We start from the raw sequence: 18,227 nt of genomic DNA on the forward strand, positions 1-18,227 counted from the left end.
CGCGGTCATCCGAGGTCAGCCGCCCGGAACCCCGTTGAGCAGAGCCCCGCTCCGCTGGCCGTCCCGCGTGTCCAGGTGGGCCAGCTGCGCCACCACCGGCACGTCACTGACCAGCACCAGGCCATAGGGCTCGCCCAATGGCACCGCCTCGGGGTCGATGAGATCGTTGAGGCGCACGTGCTTGACCCGCCCGGCGCCCACACTGATCCGGTAGGGGCCCACCGGGTCGCGGTCGGAGTGGTGCACGGTCGCCTCCACGCAGGCCTCCCCGGGGTCGGTATTCAGCAGGCACAGCACATCTCGGCTGGTGAATGCCGGCTCGTGACCTGTGCTCTCGGGCGGGATCCAGCCCGCCGAGAAGGCCCAGCGGCGGCTGCCCGGGCCGTTGCCCGGCTGGGCTGCGGGCATGTGTCCTTCGCTCATCTCTGCTCCCTCCGCGCTGTCCCCTGAAGTCCGAGGAGTTGGGCCAGATGGTCGTTGATGTAGAGGCGTTCCGGGTCCAGCCGCTCCCGTTGCCCGAGGAAGTCTTCCCATTCGGGGTAGAGCTGGCGCAGCTCGGGCGCCCGCAGGGAGTGCTTCTTCCCCCAATGGGGCCTGCCGCCGAAGGCGCGCAGCAGCGGCTCCAGGTCGGCGAAGTACTCCTGGTGGTCCAGGGAGGCGTTCTGCAGCAGCGCGATGGTCATCGTCGGGCGATGCTGGGCATTGCTGATCATCGCGCGGTCCGGGGCGATCGTGCGCACCAGGACCCGCCATCCGACCCGGTGACGGTGCCGGTCCTTCACCCGCTCACGGACCAGCCGGAAGGCCTCCAGCGACGGGTCCAGCGGCAGCATGTACTCCATCTCCTCGAACCGCAGATCACGGGAGTTGGGGATGATCTCGTAGGAGGGACCGGTCTCATCGGTCTTCACCCTCCCGGGCGGCACGGCGCCCGGAAGATCCGGGTCAGGCTCCTCCCCCGGCTTGTTCAGCATCCGCACCTGGGCCAGGTCGCTGCGCGGATACCAGTAGAAGTCCACGCTGCGGTGCGCCGCGATCAGCTGCTCGAAGTGCTCCAGCACCCAGTCGACATGAGTCATGACGTTGACGCGGTGCAGCTCATAAGCCGACTCCAGGCGCAGGGTCAGGCGGGTGAGCACGCCCAGCGCACCCAGGGAGACCTGGGCGGCCCGCAGCAGCGGGTCATCCAGCCCTGCACCGGCGTCGACGCCGAAGCTCACGAGCTCTCCCCGGCCGTCGAGCAGCTGGCCGCCCACCAAGGTGGAGGACAGGTTGCCCAAAGTCGCCCCGGAACCATGAGTGCCGGTGGCGACCGCCCCGGCGATGGCCTGGTAGTCGACGTCGCCGAGATTCTCCATGGCCAGCCCGTGTTCCGCCAGCTGGGCTCCCAGCTGTGCGAGTCCCGTGCCCGGCAGCACACTCGCGATTCCGACCTCGGCGTCGGCCTCCACGACCCCGGAGAGCTGGTCGAGGCTGATCAGGACGTCGTCAGTGGTCATCAGGGGCAGCGAGGAATGTCCGGAGCCGACCGGCCTGACAGTCTCACCGGCGGCAGCCGCGGTGGAGATCACCTCGGCAAGCTCCTCGACGCTGTCAGGACTGCTCCGCAGCCTCGGTGTGCAGGACACGCTGCCGGACCAATTCGTGAACGTGGTCCTCGACGGTCCGGATGTCATGGACGTGGGGCAGGACGACGGGTTGGACTCGCTCATGGGCCGCTCCGTGGACTCGGGATGGGTCTCGGTGGGTGACGCGCTGTCATGGCCGTGGTCATAACCCACCCTACCGGCCTCGGCGATACAGTTCTGCTGTCAGCATGTGCACCTCGCCAGGAGGGAGACATCATGGTCCGCATCCCGCGCCCCGACGCCGGCACCGGGGCCATCGCCTGCATGCTGGGCGTCTCCGTGATCATCTCCGGATGCGGGATCCCCCGCGATCCGGAGCAGAGCCTCGAGGCCGCTCGAGGAGCGGAGCTCTCCGCCGGCGCGGTGCACAACCCGCCGTGGGTGTCTGTGGAGGACGGCGAACGCCCCTCGGGGCCCGAGGTCGACCTGATCGAAGAGTACGCCGAACGGATCGGAGCGCAGGTCGCCTGGTCCACCGGCAGCGAGAGCGGTCTGGTGGGCCGTCTCCATGATCGTCAGCTCGACGTCGTCATCGGCGGCTTCGACGAGCACACCGTCTGGGATCATCATGCCGCGGTCACCCGCCCCTATGAGGTCCCGGAGGAAGGACCTGGGCGAGTGGTGCTCATCGAACTCGGAGAGAACGCCCTGCTCCACGACCTCGAGTCCCACTTCATCACTCGGGACGACTCATGAGCAGCCCTTCCATGCTACGTCCAGCCTCCGAGGGCTCACTGCCCGAAGAACAGCGCGGCGCGCTTCGTGAGGCCCGCCGGCTCCAGTGGATCTGGCTGAGCATCCTGCTGGTCACCGTCCTTGCGATGGCCGCGGTGATGGGGAGCTCACAGGCCATGCGCACCGCCTGGATCGAAGACCTGCTCTCGGTGCTTCCTCCGGTGGCGTTTCTGCTGGCGGCCCGGCTGGCGGCCCGTCCGCCCACGGTGCGGCATCCCTTCGGGCTTCGCCGCTCCCTGGAGATCGGTCATCTCGTCTCCGGGGTGACGCTGGGCGGAGCGGGGATCTTCCTCCTCGTCGACGGTGTGACCAACCTGCTCCAGGAGGAGCGGCCGCCCTTGGGAGCCCTGGATCTCTTCGGCATCCCCGTCTGGGAGGGATGGCTGATGATCAGCGTCGCCCTGGCCAGCTGCGTGGCTCCGGTCATCCTCGGCCGCCGCAAGCGGCACCTCGCCGAGGTGCTCCACGACAAGGTGCTCCGTGCCGATGCGGACATGAACCGGGCGGACTGGATGACCGGACTGGCGACCGCCGCCGGAGTGCTGGGCATCGGAGTGGGACTCTGGTGGGCTGACGCGGCAGCCGCCATCGTCATCTCCACCAGCATCACCAAGGACGGATGGGCGAACACCCGCGACGCCGTGCAGGACATCCTCGATGCCCGTGCCACCACCTTCGACAACACCGGGCCCCATCCTGTGATCCATCAGGCCGAACAGATGATCGCCGCCGAGGAATGGGCCGACGACGTCGTCGTGATCGCCAGGGACCAGGGCCATGTGCTGCACCTCACCGCCCGGGTGCGCTGCCCCTCAACGGCGGTCCCCGTCGAGGCGATCGACGAGATCCGACGACGCTGCCGCGAGATGGACTGGCGCGTCCACGACGTGGACATCACGGTGACCCGCCAGGCCGGACGCTGAACCAGCTCCGCCGCAGCGTCGCCCCTGGACGCCCGCCGGGGCCGAGCGCTGGACGCACTCACCAGCGTGGGTGGATGGTCTCCCTGAAGGTCGAGTTGTAGAGGTCCTGGACCGCGTCCAGGAAGTCCTGAGGCAGCGGATCGACGTCCCCGGCGGTGGCGTTCGCACGTGCCTGCTCGCTGGACCGAGCGCCAGGGATGACCGTGGTGACGCCCGGCTGCTGCGCGACCCAGGCCAGTGCGGCGGTGGGCGGCTCGAGGCCCAGCTCGCGGGACAGGGCAGTGAAGTGCGCGGCCGCCTCGACACCGGTCAGGTAGTCCACTCCGGAGAAGGTCTCCCCGATGTCGAACGCCTCGCCGCGCCGGTTGAAGCTGCGGTGGTCGTTCTCGGTGAAGCGGGTCTGTGCGGTGTAGCGGCCGCTGAGCAGGCCGCTGGCCAGCGGCACCCGGGCGATGATGCCGACTCCCGCCTCCTGGGCGGCGGGCAGCACCTCGTCCAGCGGCTTGCGACGAAAGGCGTTGAGGATGATCTGCACCGTGGCCACGTGGGGTCGCGCGATCGCATCCAGCGCCTGCTGGCAGGTCTCCACGCTGACGCCGTAGGCGGCGATCGCCCCCTCCTCGACGAGACGGTCCAATGCCTCGTACACCGCATCCGAGGTGATGACGTCGTCGGTGGGGCAGTGCAGCTGCACCAGGTCGAGGGTGTCGACGCCCAGATTGCGCCGAGAGCGGTCCGTCCAGGCTTTGAAGTTCTCGTAGCTGGCGTGCTCGAGACTCGGATCGGGCGCGCGACGGATCATCTTCGTCGCCACGGTTCCGCCCCAGGAGGGATTCTCCCGGAGCCAGCGACCGATCACGCTCTCGCTGCGTCCGTCGCCATAGACGTCGGCGGTGTCGAAGAAGCTCACACCCGAGGAGGCCCCAGCGTCGAGCACCTTGAGGGCCGCCGACTCCTCCACCTCGCCCCAGTCCGCCCCCAGCTGCCAGGTGCCCAGCCCGATGCTCGAGACTTCGCGGCCAGTCCTGCCCAGTGTCCTGTGCTCCACGTCGTGCTCCTCCGTCGTCTCAGGGGTACCGGTCAGAGCGATCTCTCACCGGTGCCACTCTAGCCCGCGCGCCGTCAGGACCGGCGAGCCGCGTCCGGGGATTCAGCAGGTGCTGCAGAGGCGGAGACCCCGGAGACGACTCAGGGCCGACACCTTATGGTGTCGGCCCTGAGTCTCGTGGTGGAGGTAAGGGGACTCGAACCCCTGACCTTCTGCATGCCATGCAGACGCGCTACCAGCTGCGCCATACCCCCGTATTCTCTTGTTCACGTCGCTGCGACGACTCCTATACTTTACTCACCCCTCGAGCACCGATGCAAATCGACCCCGTGTGCTGCTCATCACCCTCACACCTGCGTCTGACCTGGGGCGATCAATCGTCCTGGATGGCGGGCCCGGCCTGGGGAAGATGCAGGTCAACGCGGTCCACCTCGGCGTAGAGACGGTCCAGCCCATAGAGGACGCGCTCCTGCTCGTGCTGGACGTGGATGACCATATGGCCGTAGTCGAGCAGGACCCAGGTGCCGGAGTCACGGCCTTCCCGGCGCAGCGGCGCCGAGTCATGCTTCTCTTTGAGCTGATGCTCGATCGCGTCGACGATCGCGTTGATCTGACGGTCCGACGGCGCCGAGCAGAGAAGGAACGCGTCGGTGATGCCGATACGCTCCCCCACGTCGAGTCCCACGACATCTGTGGCGAGCTTGTCGACGGCGGCGGCTGCCGCCGTCCGCAGTTCAGTGAGGACCGGCTCCGGGATGGTCACGTCGATTCGTCGCTCCTAGGTCGCCGACGCGTCAGCGCCGGATGAGTGTGGATGATCTGGTGATGTCAGAGGATGGTGAAGAGCACGACACCGACGGCGATGAGCAGGAGCACGGCGAGGATGATCACCAGCCAGAGCAGCAGAGCCTGCCGTGACGCCTGCCGTGACGTGTGCTCGACCATGTCGTCGAGCTCAAGGCCGTGCGCGCCCCTGGCGTCGATCGGATCAATCTCCCCAGTGGCGACGTCTGTGTACTCCTGATCATCCGAGGACGCATAGGCGCGCAGCGCCTTCCGTGTGATGACCTCGGACTCTGGGCGCTCCCGACGGCGACGGACTTTGTCCCGCGCCGCCTCCTCCATCTCGCGACGACGCCGCTCCTGGTTCACCTGCATGGCCTTGGCCGCCAACGCCTGCTGCTTCTTCAGCACCTCCGGGTCCACCCGGTGCGGGTCCTGGACCGGCTGGGCAGCGATCTCCGAGGTCAGCTGGTCGATCTCCTGGAGGCGTTCATCGGTGAGAGGGTCCAGGCTGCCGGTCTCCCGCAGCAGACGCCGAGCCCTGCGCGAAGCCGGGATCGGCGCGGAATCGTCAGCGGACACGTCATCGTCATAGTCGTCGTCCTCGAGGTCCTCGAGCTCCTCACCCAGACCGTCATCCTCAGCGTCATCCTCGGCCGCGTCGTCAAGGCCCGTCTGCACGTCCTCGGACTCTGCGACGAGCTCACCGCTCTCCGGCGACTCCATCTCCTGAACGGGATCCTCGACCTCAGCCAGGTCCTCTACGTGATCGTCACGCTCCTCTGCGGCGTCATCAGAAGCCGCCTCATCAGATGCGACGTCCTCAGGCTCGGGACCCTCCTCTCCCGCAGAACCGGCCTCGTCTGAGTCGGCGGCGATGCCATCCTCCCCGGCAGGCTCAGCCTCATCGTCGTTCTGAAGGTCGTCGAGCTCCTCCGGGTCGGACTCGTCCTCCGGCGGCACGGGGGCGAGGTTCACATCCGTGGCCTCGACAGCCGGGTCTGAGAGATCAGCGACGGCGTCGGAGGTCACCTCGGGACTCTTCTCCTCCCCCTGCACGTCCGTCGATCCATCGGAGCCGTCCGGGAGGATGTCCTCCGAGCGGTCGGGAGAGACCACAGGCGTGTTCGCGCTCTGCGTCTCCTGATCGATCACGGCGGAGACGGAGACCGGAGCCGCAGGTGCCAGGTGCTCGACGGCCGCTTCGGCTTCGTCATCCGTCTCGTCAGCCGCGTCGTCAGCCACGTCGTCGGTGGCGTCAAGAGAAGGTGCAGGACCGCCGTCCTTCATCGCTGCCAGCTCGGCCTCGCGGCGTCGACGCAGCTCCTTGCGAGACACCGGAAGGTAGCGGGCACGGAGGTCGGGGCCTCCGTCGCCCTGCTCCGGATTCTCTGCTGTCATCTCGTAGCCTCCTGCGGACTCTGTGCGGTCCATGATCGCGGGGTTTCGTCCATGCTATGCGGCGGCTCGCCCTCGAGCCTGACCGCCTCGCCGGTGGGGTCGGAGGCTTCCCGAGCGGCGCTGAGATCCTGGTAGAGCCGGTGCTTGGCGATGTACTGCACCACGCCGTCAGGCACCAGGTACCAGACCGGCTTGTTGCCCCGGACCCGCTGCCGGCAATCCGTGGAGGAGATGGCCATCGCGGGGATCTCCATCAGTGAGATCTCTTCGGTACGCCCGAAATCTTCGGAGTCATAGCCCGGGCGAGTGACTGAGACGAAGTGCGCGAGCTCCCACAGCTCGTCCACTCCCTTCCAGGACATGATCTGAGCCATGGCGTCGGCCCCGGTGATGAAGAACAGTTCCGCCTCGGGATAGAGCCGACGGAAGTCGCGCAGCGTGTCGATCGTATATGTGGGGCCGGCACGGTCGATGTCAACGCGCGAGACCGTGAACCGCGGATTGGCTGCGGTGGCGATCACCGTGAGCAGATACCTGTGCTCCGGCGCGGTGACATCTCGCTCTGCCTTCTGCCAGGGCTGTCCGGTCGGGACGAACACGACCTCATCTAGCTGGAACTCACTGGCCACCTCACTGGCGGCCACGAGGTGCCCATGGTGGATGGGGTCGAAGGTCCCGCCCATGACGCCGAGCCGCATCCTGCGGCGTCCGGGATCAGAGGTGGCGGCTGACTGGGGAGGCACTGCGTTCAGTGGTCCTCATGCTCCCGGGCTGCGGGGCTCTTGCTCTTGCTGGAGAACGCCACGGTGGTCAGCAGCAGCAGCATCAGCACGATGAACATGATGATGCCGAACCACTCGGCGGGCATGAAGAGTGCGATCTCTTCTTCACCCTCGGCGGCCAGCACCGGGGCGGCGAACGGCAGGTTGAGCATGCCTCTCCCTCTACGGACGTGTCAGAACACGGCAAGTCTACGCGACAAGGGGCCCTGCTCGCCCCTCGCCTCACCGGTGTCCCCCGATGGGCCCAGGGGCGCACCCGTCAAGCTCCCTCAGCGTGCGGGCTGCGGTATCCCGCCGCCCAGGCCGAAGGCCAGCGCGGTGGCGAGTGCGCCGCCGACGACCACAGCACCGAAGGCGAAGTTGGTGATCGAGCCCGCGATGCCCACGTACTGCAGACCCATCGCGACGACGAGCGCCGAAGTGCCAAAGTGCCGAAGTGCCGAAGTGCCGAAGTGCCAAAGTGCCAAAGTGCCAAAGTGCCAAAGCGGATGATCGTGCTCGCGATGCCGACTTCGATGACGATGACCGCGAACGTCACATTGGCGATCGCGGCTCTGCACCGGCGCGAGGACCTGCAGCACAGCCACCAGCCCCCGAAAGGTGTCTGACATCACATACGCTACCGAAGGGCCTAGCACAGGTCCATGGATCGCAGGACGGCCCCTGGGGACTTCGTCACGCCCGGCGCACCGAGGCGCCGCCCGGTCAGGCGCGCACCTGACCCTCCCCACGGACGATCCACTTGGTGGTGGTCAGCTGTCCCATACCCATCGGACCGCGGGCATGCATCTTCTGCGTCGAGATCCCCACCTCCGCGCCGAGGCCGAACTGGCCGCCGTCGGTGAAGCGTGTGGAGGCGTTGACGATCACTGCGGCGGCGTCGATCTCGGCGACGAAGCGATCTGCATCGGCGACCGAGTCCGTGATGATCGCCTCGGTATGACCGGTGGTCCACCGGCCGATGTGCTCGATCGCCTCGTCCAGGGAGTCCACCACCCCCACGGCCATCTGCAGGTCCAGGTACTCGGTGGCGTAGTCCTCATCCGTGAGCTCGAGCACCTCACCCTGGGTGCGGTCCTGTGCCGGATCCTCCGGTTCGGGGACCGGCAGCCAGTCCCGGGCACGCGGGTCCAGATGAAGGTCGACGCCGACCCGCAGCAGTCCGCGCAGTACCTCGCGACCGGCCTTCTCTGCGTCGCGGTGCAGCAGGAGTGTCTCGGCGGCGTTGCACACGCTGGGCCGGTGGGTCTTGGCGTTGACCACGATGTCGCGTGCGGTATCGGGGTCGGCGGTCGCGTCCACGTAGACGTGCACGTTTCCCTCACCGGTCTCGATCACCGGCACCCGGGAGTTCCGGACCACGTGCTGAATCAGCTCTCGGCCACCGCGTGGAATGAGCACGTCCACAGAACCGAGCTGGGTCATCAGCTCGGTGGCGCCCTCCCGCCCGTAGGAGTCGATGCTCACTACCGCGTCCACGGGGGCGGCGGTGGAACGCAGCGCCTCGCGCATGATCGACAGCAGCGTCTCATTGCTGCGTAGGGCCGCAGAGCCGCCCCGCAGGAGAGCAGCATTGCCGGATTTCAGGGCCAACGCAGCGATGTCCACGGTGACGTTGGGGCGGGCCTCGTAGATGGCTCCGACCACCCCGAGCGGCACGGTGACCTGGGTGAGCCGCAGCCCGTTCGGCAGTGTGCGGCCCTGCACGACCCGGCCGATCGGATCCTCCAGACCGATGATCTCCTCCACCGAGGCGGCCAGCTGCTCGATCCGAGCCTCGTCGAGGGACAGCCGGTCCAGCAGCGCACGGCTGAGCCCGGCCTCTCGTCCGCGCTCCAGGTCCTCACGGTTGGACTCCAGGAGCGCGACACGCGACTCCCGCAGTCCTTGGGCCACGGCTCCGAGCGTCCGGTCCTTGTGCTCACGATCCATCTGCGCCAGGCGCTTGGAGGCCGCCCGGGCGCGGTGGGAGAGGCTTCGGATCTCCTTGCCGAGGTCCTGCTGCTGCTCGGTGGTCTGCTGCTGCTCGGTGGTCTGCTGCTCGCTCATGGTCTCCAGCCTAGTCGTCGTCTCCCGTCCGGAGACCAGGTCTCTCGGACGTCTCAGCCTATGAATGTCGTCTCTTCGTGCAGACCCGCGGGTCAGAGGACCGGGACTCTGACCATGTCGTCGGTGTGGACTACGGGGCGCTCATAGTCGGCGCCCAGGTCCCTCCCGAGATCCGCCGTGGACCGTCCCAGCATGTTCGGCAGCTCCGTGGAGGAGTAGCCGACCAGCCCTCGAGCACGCACCACCCCTCGCAGATCGGCGATCTCCACAGGATCCGTGGCCTCGAACTCCCCGCTGACGCGTGCGATCCCCGCCGGCAGCAGGGACCTCCGGCCCTCGACGACGGCGGCCACGGCCCCCTCATCGATGGTGAGTCGGCCTTTGACATGGGCCAGGTGGGCCAGCCAGGCAGACCGTGCCCCACGACGACGGCCCTGGGCCACGAAGTAGGTCCCGACCCCTTCCCCCGCGAAGAGGCGCGGAGCCTGGTCTGCGGATGTGAGCATCGCGGGAATCCCGTTGGCCGCGGTGATCTGCGCGGCCTCCACCTTGGTGACCATGCCCCCTGTGCCCACGCCAGCCTTCCCCCGCCTGCCCAGGGTCACGCCCACGAGGTCCTCCGGACCGCGCACCGTGGAGACCGGACGTCCGCCCTGGTCGGGCGGCCCGTCGTGGAGCGCTTCCACGTCGGAGAGCAGCACCAGCCCGTCGGCTCGGATGAGGTTGGCGGTGAGCGCGGCGAGCCGGTCATTGTCCCCGAAACGGATCTCATGGGTCGCGACGGCGTCGTTCTCGTTGACGATCGGCACTGAGCCCAGGCTCAGCAGCTTCTCGATGGCCCGCAGCGCATTCGTGTACTGCGTCCGGCGGATCAGGTCCTCCACCGTGAGCAGGACCTGGGAGACAGGGGTCCGGTAGCTGGCGAAGGCGCGGTTGTAGTGGGCCAGCAGCAGGCCCTGCCCCACGGCGGCGGCCGCCTGCTGGGTGGCGAGATCGTGGGGCCGCCGCTCCAGGCCGAGCGGGGCCAGGCCCGCAGCGATCGCGCCGGAGGAGACCAGGACGATCTCAGTGCCGCGCGCCCGCAGCAGCTGCAGGGCGTCCACGAGCCGGTTGAGCGCGTCCACCGAGATGCCGCCGTCGATGGTGGTCAGAGATGAGGAGCCCACCTTCACGACCAGCCGGCGGGCCCGGATGATCTCGGCCCGCTCGGTGATGAGCGACTGGGTCAGGCGGGGAGTGCTCATCGGGAGTCCTCCCCCGCCCCCTCGGACGCATCCACGGACTCGTCGGACGCCTCGCGCTCATCGACCTCGCGCCAGGTGCGCCGGTCCTCCACGCGCAGGTCTTCCTCCGGGTCACCGTGGGTGTAGACGATCTCGACGTCTTCCTCGTCCGGGGCGTCATCGGCCTCCTCGGAGTCCCAGTGGGCGTACTGGGCGTCCATCTCGGCGCGCACCGAGGCCTTGGCGTCGCGGCGAGCCTGCTGCTCGGCACGCTTCTGCTCACGAGTGGGACGGCTGGTGTCATCGAAGCGCAGATCGCTGCCGCGCGGACCGGCCAGGTGCTCCGCGCCGCCGACCATCGTGGGCTCCCAATCGAAGACGACGCCGTCCTCCCCGCCGATGACCACGGCGTCGCCCGGGGTGGCGCCCTTGCGGAAGAGCTCGTCCTCGATGCCGATCTTGGCCAGACGGTCCGCCAGGTAGCCCACGGCCTCGTCATTGTTGAAGTCGGTCTGCAGGATCCAGCGTTCCGGTTTCGCGCCGTGGACGCGGAAGAGCGGTTCTCCGCCCTTCTCCTCGCGCGTGATGGTGAACGGCTTGGTGTTGACCGCCTTCGGCCGGACCGTGACAGGCACGGGGGCGGGCTCCACCTCGCGCTGACGGCGGGCATTCTCGACGATCTCCGCCATGGCGAAGCCCAGCGCACGCAGCCCGGAACGATCCAAGGCGGAGACGTCGAAGACGCGCAGACCGCGCGACTCCAGCTCCTCGCGGACCATGTCCGCCATCGCAGCACCGTCGGGGAGATCGGTCTTGTTCAGCGCCACCAGGCGGGGCCGCTCGTTGAGCGGCACCGCGACCTCGCCCGCGTTCCCGGCGACATCGACGACAGCGTCAGGGCTGTAGGCGGACAGCTCGGTCTCGATGGCTTCGAAGTCGCTGAGCGGATCACGCTCGGTCTCCAGAGAGGCGCAGTCCAGGACGTGCACCAGCGCGGCGCAGCGCTCCACATGGCGCAGGAACTCGTGACCCAGGCCGCGGCCCTCGGCCGCTCCCGGGATGAGTCCCGGCACGTCGGCGACGGTGAAGCGGGTCTCGCCGGCCTGCACCACCCCGAGATTCGGGACCAGCGTGGTGAATGGGTAGTCGGCGATCTTCGGCCGGGCGGCGCTCATCGCGGCGATGAGGCTGGACTTCCCCGCCGAGGGGAATCCGACCAGGGCAATGTCTGCGACGGTCTTGAGCTCGAGGACGACCTCACGCGCCTCGCCCGGGGTGCCGAGCAGGGCGAATCCGGGCGCCTTGCGGCGCTTCGAGGCCAGCGCCGCGTTGCCCAGGCCTCCCTGCCCACCCTCGGCGATCGTGTAGCGGGCGCCCTGACCGATCAGGTCGGCCAGGACGGCACCGTCCTGATCCTTGACGACGGTCCCGTCAGGCACGGGCAGCTCCAGGATGGGGCCGCGTCGGCCGTGCCGCAGTCCTCCCTGCCCGACGCCGCCGTTCTCGGCGCGCCGATGCGGCCGATGGTGGTAGTCGAGCAGCGTGGTCGTCTGCGGGTCGACCACGAGGACGACGTCACCGCCGTCACCGCCGTCGGCGCCGTCGGGTCCGCCGAGCGGCTTGAACTTCTCGCGGTGGACGGACACGCAGCCGTGTCCCCCGTCACCGCCGAAGGCGTGCAGCACGACGCGATCGACGAAGTGTGCCATGGTGATGCTCCTGTCAGGGCCGGTGCACCGGTGCTCGACCGGCTGTTAAGACAGATCGAGGACGGACCGTGTCGGCCCGTCCTCGATCTCGTGTCGTTCAGTCGCCGGGCCCGCGGGACGCGTGGCGCCCAGCTCAGCCCGGCGCCGCACTCACTGTGCGGCTGGGACGATGTTGACGACCTTGCGGCCGCGACGGCTTCCGAACTCCACAGCGCCGTCAGCCAGGGCGAACAGGGTGTCGTCCCCGCCGCGTCCGACGTTGGTGCCGGGGTGGAACTTGGTGCCGCGCTGGCGGATCAGGATCTCGCCGGCGTTGACGGCCTGACCCCCGAAGCGCTTCACGCCGAGGCGCTGTGCGTTCGAGTCACGACCGTTGCGAGTCGAGCTCGCACCCTTCTTATGTGCCATGGGACTGCCTGCCTCTCAGCTGAGTGGGTTGTTGAACGGGTTGAGCGTGCGTCGTCGTTCCGGCGCCGCTCAGGCGATGGAGGTGACCTTCACACGGGTCAGCTCAGAACGGTGACCCTGGCGCTTGTGGTAGCCGGTCTTGTTCTTGAACTTGTGGATGACCACCTTCGTGCCGCGGATGTTCTCCAGGACCTCGGCAGTCACAGTGACCTTGGCCAGGTCGTCGGCCGCGGTGGTGACCTCGTCCCCGTCCACCAGCATCACTGCCGGCAGCTCAATGGTGCTGCCTGCCTCGCCCGGGACGCGGTCAAGGGTCACGAGGTCTCCGACGGAAACCTTCTCCTGGCGGCCGCCAGCGCGGACAATCGCGTACACCACTTGGGACTCACTTCTCTCGATGACAAATACGGTCAAATTCTTGATCTGGTCGGAGACGAGGACTCGACGACGGCCAGGCGGGACTCGCAGAACGGCTGAGGAGCTCAGGCGTGCGGGTCGTCGGACTGCCGGTGTACTCGTTCGCTTCCGAGCGCAGAAGACGTGCTGGTGCCGATGACACCAGGGATCTACTTTACGGGAAGAAGCGCCCTGCAGCAACCGGACAGCCCTGCGACACGCCTGTCACTCCGAGGTGGCGACATCCCCGTCGTCGTTGACCCTCTTCCCCGATCCACCGACGGCCTCCGCATCGTGCTCACGGGGGCCCGCGGCGCCCTGATTGAGCTTCTCAGCGCTGACCCCGACACCGAGCATCACTGGCTCCTCCGCGGCAGCGGAGGGCTCCGGAGCCTTCGAGGCCCCGGCCGCGGTGCTGCTGAAGGTGCGACTGGGTCCGGAGACCTCGGCGGACACCTCCCGCACCTCGCCGCCGGCACCCTGAGCCGAGCCGGCAGCCCGCCGACGACGGCGCCCCTTCGGGCGTCCGGCCGAGGAGCCCGTGGACCCCTCCTGCTCTGCCGCAGCATTGCCGCCGGAGCGCGAAGCCAGCGCCTCGTCCAGCGAGTCCAGCGAGACCGGGCGCGCCTCGGCGTCGTCTTCGGTCGCCTTGGTGGTCTGTGCCGCACCGCCAGCCTCACCGCGCGGCACCGGCACCGGCTCTCCCCCGATGGTGAGCACCGGGGTCTCGACTTCGCCGGACGTGCGGTTCCCGGGACGCGTCCCGGAGCCGTCTCCGGAGCCAGCCCCGGAGGAGTCCTGAGCGCCCGAGGCCTCGTCGACGTCCACGCGACCTCCGCCGGTGGCCCGACGCGGCTTACGGCCGCGGCGACGACGCCCTGAGCTCGGCTCCTCCTCGGTGGCACCCCTCGTGGAGTCATCCTTCGCGGAGGAGCTGCCGGATCCGTGGGAGCTCTCGCCAGACCCGTCGTCGGTCTGTCCGGTGGTCGCAGCGGCGACCTGGGCCAGAGCCTGGCGGGCCTTCTCCTGCTTCTCCCGCTCCTCGGCGCTCGGCTCGCTGTGCTGCTCACCGCCGGAGGGCCCCTTGCCGCCCTTCTTGCTGCGCCGCTTCTTTGAGCCCTTCCCGGAGCGCACCTCGCCCTGGGACGTGTATGACGGGGTGTGCCCCACAGGCTCCCCATGGGTGAGCACTCCGCGTCCGGCGCAGTGCTCGCATGGCTCCGAGAAGACCTCGAGAAGGCCGGTGCCCATGCGCTTGCGGGTCATCTGGATCAGCCCCAGGGAGGTGACCTCGGCGACCTGGTGCTTGGTGCGGTCCCGCCCCAGGCATTCGACCAGGCGGCGGAGCACCAGGTCCCGGTTGGACTCCAGGACCATGTCGATGAAGTCGACGACGATGATGCCGCCGATGTCGCGCAGCCGCAGCTGACGCACCAGCTCCTCAGCCGCCTCCAAGTTGTTCCGGGTGACGGTCTCCTCGAGGTTCCCGCCCGACCCGGTGAACTTGCCCGTGTTGACGTCCACCACGGTCATCGCCTCGGTGCGGTCGAAGACGAGTGAGCCTCCGGAGGGCAGATTGACCTTGCGGTCCAGCGCCTTGGCCAGCTGCTCATCGATGCGGTGGTGGCTGAAGATGTCCTCGGCCCGCTGCTCCTCCGGCTCCCAGCGGCGAAGCCTGTCGAGCAGGTGGGGCGCCACGTAGGTCACGTAGGCCTCGACGTTGTCCCAGGTCTCCTCCCCCTGGATCTCCATCGAGGAGAAGTCCTCGTTGAAGACGTCGCGAACGACCTTGATGGTCAGGTCGGGCTCGCTGTAGAGCAGCTCAGGCGGCAGGACCTTGCGGTCGCCCTTCTGCGTCTGGATGGTCTCCCAGAGCGCCCGCAGGCGGTTGATGTCGTTGGTGAGCTCCTCCTCCGAGGCACCCTCGGCGGCGGTGCGCACGATCACCCCGGCCTTGTCAGGCATGTGTTCCTTGAGGATCTTCTTCAGACGGGAGCGCTCGGTGTCGGGCAGCTTCCGCGAGATCCCGGTCATGGAACCTCCAGGGACGAAGACCAGATACCGGCCCGGCAGTGACACCTGACTGGTCAGCCGCGCGCCCTTGTGGCCCACCGGGTCCTTGGTCACCTGCACCAGCACGGAGTCGCCGGACCTCAGCGCATTCTCGATCTTGCGCGGAGCGCCGTCGAGGTTCGCCGAGTCCCAGTCCACCTCACCGGCGTACAGCACCGCGTTGCGTCCGCGGCCGATGTCCACGAAGGCCGCCTCCATGGAGGGCAGGACGTTCTGCACCTTGCCGAGATACACGTTGCCGATCAGCGAGTCCTGCTGGGTGTTGGAGACGTAGTGCTCGGCGAGCACGCCGTCCTCCAGGACGCCGATCTGGATCCGGTCGCCCTTCTGACGGACGATCATCTGGCGGTCCACCGACTCGCGGCGGGCCAGGAACTCAGCCTCGGTGATGACCTGCCGACGACGACCGGTCTCCCGTGACGCGCGCCGCCGCTGCCGCTTGGCCTCCAGGCGGGTGGAGCCCTTCAGCCCGGTCACCTTGGTGGGAGCGGCGGGCTCGGCGGCCTCCCGCGGGGCTCGGACACGGGTGACGGTGTGCTCGGGGTCGTCGCCGTCGCCGCCGGAGACCTCCATGTCCACGGAGCCGCGTCGACGCCGACGACGCCGACGGACCACCTGGCCGTCCTCGTCACGGGCCTCCTCGCCCTGGTCCGAGTCCTCCCGGCCGCGCTGCTTCCCGGCGTCCTCACCAGAGTCTGCGGAGGACCCGTCCTCAGAGTCGGACTGCTGTCTGCTGCGACCTCGTCCGCCACGGCGACGCTTGCGCCGGGAGCGCCGCTGACCGCCCGAGGACTCGCCGTCCTCGGAATCGTCACCAGCGTGGTCACCAGCGTCTTCGCGGGCTTCCCCGGCCTCGTCGTACTGAGTCTCCTCGGCCGAATCTCCACGGTCGTCCTCGGTGGAGCCGCCCTGGCGGCTCTGTACGGTCCGGCGACCCTGACGAGGCGAGTCATCTCCGGATTCGTCGTCGCGGGAATCGTCGTTCCGGGAACTGCTGTCTCGGGAGCCGCCGTCCCTACGACTGCGGGCCGGCGCGTCGTCCTGCTGGTCGTCCCGCTTCGACGTGGGCCGGGAGCGGCGGACCTGCTCCACAGCTGTGAGGTCCGGGGCCTGGAAGAGCACGGCCACCGGGTCAGCAGGGGCGGACTGCTCCGCCTCTGCTGCGGTGGTGTCCGCCTCCGAGGGCTCGGTGGCCTCCTCGACCTGGTCCTGAGCGGCGGGCTGGGCGCGCTGCTCAGTGTCCTCCGCCGACTCCTGGTCAGTCCCGATGTCCTCGGCGGGCGGGCTGAACGGGTTGAAGATGTCTGCGCCCGCGGTGTCCTGTGTTGACGCCGTGTCGTTCGGCGTGTCTGTGTGCGACATTGTTCGGTTGCTCCATGCCGACGCCGAGGCTGCCACACCCACCCTCGCGCCGGCCGCTTGTACGGTCATTCCTCCGGCCGCCGTCCCCCGCTCTCTCACAGCGGGTGCGGCCGAGGCACATCGTCGATGTCTGCAAGTTCTGCTCTTGCAGCCTCGCGGTCCACGCCGGGCGCTGACAACGGGTTTCCGCTGTGCGCTCTTCACGGCCTGTCCGCGAACATTCACTCCGCGCTGCGTCCGCACCTGCGCAGGCTCGGGGCCGTGCAGGACTCCCGGGGCGTCGGCGGCGGCATCTTGCGCCTTCTCGTCCATCGTCTCGTCGGATCCGTGCGGACTCGGGCTCGTCGCCTCGTCCACGACGGGTGCCGGCTTCGCCTGGGCCCATGCGTGCGGTGCGGTTGTGCAGTTGTCGGAGCAGTCAAGCTCTTCCGACGTCCGGGTGTGGTCCGCACGTCGGTGATTCTCAGTATCGCACATCGTGGAGCCGTCCCCGAGGAAACATGCAGGCATCCCCCGTACAATCTGAGCCATGTCAGTGGACACCACCCCTCCCTCCGGGACCGATGATCGCGCCCGCCTAGTGCCGCCTGAGGCTGCGGAGACCAGCCGCGCATTCAGCCGTCGCACCATGGCGATCTGGCTGATCACGACCGGGCTCGTCGGTGCCGCGGCCAGCTTCCTGCTGCTCCATGAACGCATCCTGCTCTGGCAGGATCCCGAGCACTCCACCGCATGCGACATCAATCCGTGGGTGTCCTGCGGAGAGGTCATGGACTCCTGGCAGGCGGCCACCTTCGGCTTTCCGAACATCTTCCTCGGCGTGGTGGGTTTCCCCGTCGTGATCGCTGTCGGCATCACGCTCCTGGCAGGACTGCGGCCACCGCGCTGGTACTGGCTCGGGCTGCAGGCCGGTGTGCTGTTCGCCTTCGGGTTCTGCGTCTGGCTGTGGTCCCAGGCCGTCTACACCATCGGTGCACTGTGCCCCTACTGCATGGTCGTCTGGGCCGCTGTGATCCCGATGACCGTGGCGGTCACCGCCCGGAACATCCTCACCGGGACCATCCCGGCATCCGGGGCCGTCCGCCGGGTGACCGCCGACTGGTGGTGGGTCGTGTTGGTGCTGATCTACCTGCTGGTCGCCGCCAGCATTGCGATCGAGCTGCCGCAGGCGCTGGGCATCTGAGCCGACGCGGCAGGTGACATGTGCAGACCCCTGCCTCCGAGCAGGCCGCTGACCTGCAGTCTTGGACGTGCTGACCAGGTTCTCGCTCTTCCCGGACCGGGGTCGATGATGCCATGATGAGCGGACCACCTGCCGAGTCTCGGAGAGCCTGATGCCTCATACCGTCAATGCTGTCGTCGTCACCGCCCAAGACGCCCCAGCCACCCTGGAAAAAATCATCATCCCCGACCCCGGCCCCGGAGAAGCCCTGGTGGACATACTCACCTGCGGGGTCTGCCAAACCGATCAGCACTACCAAAAAGGCCTCATCGGCCAGAACTACCCCTACCTGCTAGGACACGAAGCCACCGGCCGCATCACCGCCATCGGCGAGGGAGTCACCTCGATCAGCCCCGGAGACAAAGTCATCCTGAACTGGCGCGCCGTCTGCGCAGACTGCCGCGCCTGCCGCAAAGGCCAGCCCCAATACTGCTTCAACACCCACAACGCCACCCAAAAAATGACCCTGACCGACGGCACCCCCC

20 protein-coding genes and 1 tRNA gene are annotated in these 18,227 nt (G+C 68.4%); 6 read left to right on the forward strand and 15 right to left on the reverse strand.

Annotated features, from left to right (window positions below; genetic code table 11):
• Positions 1-15: 15 nt before the first annotated feature.
• Both ODE13_RS12985 and ODE13_RS12990 read right to left on the reverse strand, forming a co-directional pair.
• The gene (locus tag ODE13_RS12985) at positions 16-423 is read right to left on the reverse strand and encodes a sensory rhodopsin transducer (RefSeq protein ID WP_322479660.1); all 408 of its coding nucleotides are present in this window, start codon (positions 421-423) and stop codon (positions 16-18) included.
• Positions 420-1,571 (reverse strand): D-arabinono-1,4-lactone oxidase, encoded by a 1,152-nt coding sequence (locus tag ODE13_RS12990; protein ID WP_322479661.1) that lies wholly within the window; start codon positions 1,569-1,571, stop codon positions 420-422. The genes ODE13_RS12985 and ODE13_RS12990 overlap by 4 nt, the downstream gene beginning before the upstream one ends.
• On the opposite strand from ODE13_RS12990, the gene ODE13_RS12995 reads away from it, so the two are divergent.
• The 3 genes from ODE13_RS12995 to ODE13_RS13005 all read left to right on the forward strand — a co-directional run bounded on the left by ODE13_RS12995 (position 1,561) and on the right by ODE13_RS13005 (position 3,286).
• Positions 1,561-1,776, forward strand: a complete 216-nt coding sequence (locus ODE13_RS12995; RefSeq protein WP_322479662.1) for a hypothetical protein — start codon at positions 1,561-1,563, stop codon at positions 1,774-1,776. The two genes, ODE13_RS12990 and ODE13_RS12995, sit on opposite strands and share 11 nt — an antisense overlap.
• 68 nt (positions 1,777-1,844) lie before the next feature.
• The gene (locus tag ODE13_RS13000; protein ID WP_322479663.1) at positions 1,845-2,324 is read left to right on the forward strand and encodes a transporter substrate-binding domain-containing protein; all 480 of its coding nucleotides are present in this window, start codon (positions 1,845-1,847) and stop codon (positions 2,322-2,324) included.
• On the forward strand, positions 2,321-3,286 hold the full coding sequence (locus ODE13_RS13005) for a cation diffusion facilitator family transporter (protein ID WP_322479664.1): 966 nt from the start codon (positions 2,321-2,323) through the stop codon (positions 3,284-3,286). The genes ODE13_RS13000 and ODE13_RS13005 overlap by 4 nt, the downstream gene beginning before the upstream one ends.
• A 58-nt stretch (positions 3,287-3,344) precedes the next feature.
• On the opposite strand, the gene ODE13_RS13010 is transcribed toward ODE13_RS13005, so the two are convergent.
• The 7 genes from ODE13_RS13010 to ODE13_RS13040 all read right to left on the reverse strand — a co-directional run bounded on the left by ODE13_RS13010 (position 3,345) and on the right by ODE13_RS13040 (position 7,767).
• The gene (locus tag ODE13_RS13010; protein WP_322479665.1) at positions 3,345-4,334 is read right to left on the reverse strand and encodes an aldo/keto reductase; all 990 of its coding nucleotides are present in this window, start codon (positions 4,332-4,334) and stop codon (positions 3,345-3,347) included.
• A 178-nt stretch (positions 4,335-4,512) separates the two neighbouring features.
• Positions 4,513-4,588: transfer RNA gene (locus ODE13_RS13015), tRNA-Ala, on the reverse strand.
• A gap of 119 nt (positions 4,589-4,707) precedes the next feature.
• Positions 4,708-5,097, reverse strand: coding sequence for a ribosome silencing factor (gene rsfS, locus ODE13_RS13020; protein ID WP_322479666.1), 390 nt, complete (start codon positions 5,095-5,097; stop codon positions 4,708-4,710).
• Positions 5,098-5,162: 65 nt separating this feature from the next.
• Positions 5,163-6,518 (reverse strand): hypothetical protein, encoded by a 1,356-nt coding sequence (locus ODE13_RS13025; RefSeq protein WP_322479667.1) that lies wholly within the window; start codon positions 6,516-6,518, stop codon positions 5,163-5,165.
• The gene (gene nadD, locus ODE13_RS13030) at positions 6,515-7,201 is read right to left on the reverse strand and encodes a nicotinate-nucleotide adenylyltransferase (RefSeq protein ID WP_416210699.1); all 687 of its coding nucleotides are present in this window, start codon (positions 7,199-7,201) and stop codon (positions 6,515-6,517) included. Before nadD ends, ODE13_RS13025 begins: the two co-directional genes overlap by 4 nt.
• Before the next feature lie 65 nt (positions 7,202-7,266).
• Positions 7,267-7,452, reverse strand: a complete 186-nt coding sequence (locus ODE13_RS13035) for a hypothetical protein (RefSeq protein ID WP_179542736.1) — start codon at positions 7,450-7,452, stop codon at positions 7,267-7,269.
• A gap of 117 nt (positions 7,453-7,569) precedes the next feature.
• A complete protein-coding gene (locus ODE13_RS13040) occupies positions 7,570-7,767 on the reverse strand; it encodes a hypothetical protein (RefSeq protein WP_322479668.1) in 198 nt (65 codons plus the stop codon).
• Positions 7,768-7,776: 9 nt separating this feature from the next.
• Here ODE13_RS13040 and ODE13_RS13045 point away from each other — a divergent pair, with 9 nt between their 5' ends.
• A complete protein-coding gene (locus ODE13_RS13045) occupies positions 7,777-7,908 on the forward strand; it encodes a hypothetical protein (protein ID WP_322479669.1) in 132 nt (43 codons plus the stop codon).
• A 97-nt stretch (positions 7,909-8,005) separates the two neighbouring features.
• On the opposite strand, the gene ODE13_RS13050 is transcribed toward ODE13_RS13045, so the two are convergent.
• From ODE13_RS13050 to ODE13_RS13075, 6 genes are all read right to left on the reverse strand, one after another.
• Positions 8,006-9,349, reverse strand: a complete 1,344-nt coding sequence (locus ODE13_RS13050; RefSeq protein WP_322479670.1) for a glutamate-5-semialdehyde dehydrogenase — start codon at positions 9,347-9,349, stop codon at positions 8,006-8,008.
• 92 nt (positions 9,350-9,441) lie between these two features.
• Positions 9,442-10,593, reverse strand: a complete 1,152-nt coding sequence (gene proB, locus ODE13_RS13055) for a glutamate 5-kinase (RefSeq protein WP_322479671.1) — start codon at positions 10,591-10,593, stop codon at positions 9,442-9,444.
• Positions 10,590-12,281: a GTPase ObgE gene (gene obgE / locus ODE13_RS13060; RefSeq protein WP_322479672.1), complete on the reverse strand. Its 1,692-nt coding sequence runs from the start codon at positions 12,279-12,281 to the stop codon at positions 10,590-10,592. The genes proB and obgE overlap by 4 nt, the downstream gene beginning before the upstream one ends.
• A 150-nt stretch (positions 12,282-12,431) precedes the next feature.
• Positions 12,432-12,689: a 50S ribosomal protein L27 gene (gene rpmA / locus ODE13_RS13065; RefSeq protein ID WP_179542732.1), complete on the reverse strand. Its 258-nt coding sequence runs from the start codon at positions 12,687-12,689 to the stop codon at positions 12,432-12,434.
• A 69-nt stretch (positions 12,690-12,758) separates the two neighbouring features.
• On the reverse strand, positions 12,759-13,067 hold the full coding sequence (gene rplU, locus ODE13_RS13070) for a 50S ribosomal protein L21 (protein WP_179542731.1): 309 nt from the start codon (positions 13,065-13,067) through the stop codon (positions 12,759-12,761).
• Between the two features lie 243 nt (positions 13,068-13,310).
• Positions 13,311-16,520, reverse strand: coding sequence for an Rne/Rng family ribonuclease (locus ODE13_RS13075; protein ID WP_322479673.1), 3,210 nt, complete (start codon positions 16,518-16,520; stop codon positions 13,311-13,313).
• Positions 16,521-17,049: 529 nt separating this feature from the next.
• On the opposite strand from ODE13_RS13075, the gene ODE13_RS13080 reads away from it, so the two are divergent.
• Together ODE13_RS13080 and ODE13_RS13085 are read left to right on the forward strand one after the other, a co-directional pair.
• Positions 17,050-17,703 (forward strand): vitamin K epoxide reductase family protein, encoded by a 654-nt coding sequence (locus tag ODE13_RS13080; RefSeq protein ID WP_322479674.1) that lies wholly within the window; start codon positions 17,050-17,052, stop codon positions 17,701-17,703.
• 151 nt (positions 17,704-17,854) lie between these two features.
• Positions 17,855-18,227: alcohol dehydrogenase catalytic domain-containing protein (locus ODE13_RS13085; RefSeq protein ID WP_322479675.1), on the forward strand; the 373-nt coding region annotated here is incomplete at its 3' end.

This window comes from Nesterenkonia sp. HG001 (genome assembly GCF_034438835.1).
GTDB lineage: Bacteria > Actinomycetota > Actinomycetes > Actinomycetales > Micrococcaceae > Nesterenkonia > Nesterenkonia xinjiangensis.